The sequence below is a fragment of the Bathymodiolus platifrons methanotrophic gill symbiont genome, from assembly GCF_002189065.1.
GTDB lineage: Bacteria > Pseudomonadota > Gammaproteobacteria > Methylococcales > Methylomonadaceae > Methyloprofundus.
On the sequence record NZ_BDMN01000525.1, the window covers coordinates 1 to 1,625 of the forward strand.

The window sequence follows — 1,625 nt, forward strand, 5'->3', positions numbered from 1 at the left end:
ACAGGATACAGTTGATTTTTACACAAACATTCGTTTTTTGCGACAGAACCCATCTAAAACAATATCCTGTTTTGCTTTACCACTAGTATTTTTTAATGAAACTAATGGACTTCCAGTTGAATCATAACCAAAAAGTTCCTCTGGTGACGGCATTTGTTTGTTACTGATATTTTGTAGTTCATCATAGGCATAAACCAAATGTTTTGGTTTCTTCAGCAGACCGAAACAAAGTCTCAAAAAATAAGGTGAAAAATCTTGAGCCTCATCAATTAAAATTACATCATATGTTTGTTGAAAATTTTTTATTTCATTGAATGCCTTTTCACACGCAACATCAAACCCTTTCCCATGAGCAGTTGTACAAGCTTCGGCCGCTTTAAAATCAAGATATTCAATATTATGATTAAAACATGCTTCATAATAAATCCCTCTAATTGATGGGCTTCCCCAAGCATGAATAATATCAATCTTATCCCAATCAGGTTCTTCGTTAATATGCTCAAATGTAAAGAGCGTTATCAAATGTTTGAATTGATTTTTTAAAGCTCGACTGTTAAATGTTACAGCCATTTTCCTGCTTGGGTTTTTTGCATGTAAATATGCAACCTTAAGAGCTAAGACTATCGTTTTTCCAGAACCTGCTAAACCACGTATTCTTTGGACACCTTCAACGGTTTCAATAACGGCAGTACTTTGATGACGATCTAAATTAGCAATAGAGTCCTCAAGTTCTTTTAATTTACCCCCCCCCCTTGATAATTCGTTTTTAACATATTCGCGTTTATTTCTATGTCTAATTTTTGTTATGGACTGGATAACGGATACTAGTTTTTCATATTTATCCGAACTACCCCTAGTGATAGAGCCTAAGAATTTTTTTAAATCCTCATATGTAAGGAGAACAGGATAGTCTGAGTCTGAGTCTGAATGACCTTTCCAAGCAGGAGCAAAAACTGGAACATTAAGCTCAACAGAAAGTTTTCGTTTGTCTGTCAGGTCTTTATGAAGTTTTAATTTCGACTCAAATTTTGTATAACTTTCATCTTGAATTTTCTCATCATACGCTCCTTCGATGAGATTAAAAACGACTGCGCCATGTTCTCTTGAAATAAGCAATGCATCTATTTGATAACCACCGTCTATAGCTCCTATAAGTGGATAGCCTAGATATAAATAGCCTTCAAATTTAACATGATTCTCAAAGTATTCTGCCAAGCGTTCGCTACTTACTGGTTTCTTACCTGTCCCACCTCTAACAACAATCATTATTCATCTCAACCAAAATAATCTAAGTGATTTTAGGTAGTGACTCAAACCTGTGATTATGTGTAAATATCTCGACTAAATTCTACCTTGTGATAAGTAAGCAGATCACGATTTAACCCAACACCAATTTTTAGAATAATCACAGGTTTGAGCCACTACCTTATTTCAATACCTTCGCCAATTTTAATTTAATCCAAAAATGACAATCTTACACCCATATAAATCAATCGCTTATAGGATGTAAAAATCATAAAAATGAGTGTATTTTGATTTTGTCGAAGGTATTGTTATTTTAGACACCAATTTTACTCTTAACTGAAGTTTCCCAATTATTGAGTAGCTGAAATACACAATGCTGG

At 34.0% G+C, this 1,625-nt stretch carries 1 protein-coding gene; it reads right to left on the reverse strand.

Going from position 1 to position 1,625, the window contains the following annotated elements; translation table 11 throughout:
- Positions 1-18 precede the first annotated feature (18 nt).
- Positions 19-1,266 (reverse strand): UvrD-helicase domain-containing protein, encoded by a 1,248-nt coding sequence (locus CDZ78_RS20115; RefSeq protein WP_087871543.1) that lies wholly within the window; start codon positions 1,264-1,266, stop codon positions 19-21.
- Positions 1,267-1,625: the final 359 nt, after the last annotated feature.

Coding starts and splice junctions, on each gene's coding strand:
- CDZ78_RS20115 (WP_087871543.1), bottom strand. CDS start 1,266: ATGATTGTTGTTAGAGGTGGGACAGGTAAGAAACCAGTAAGTAGCGAA.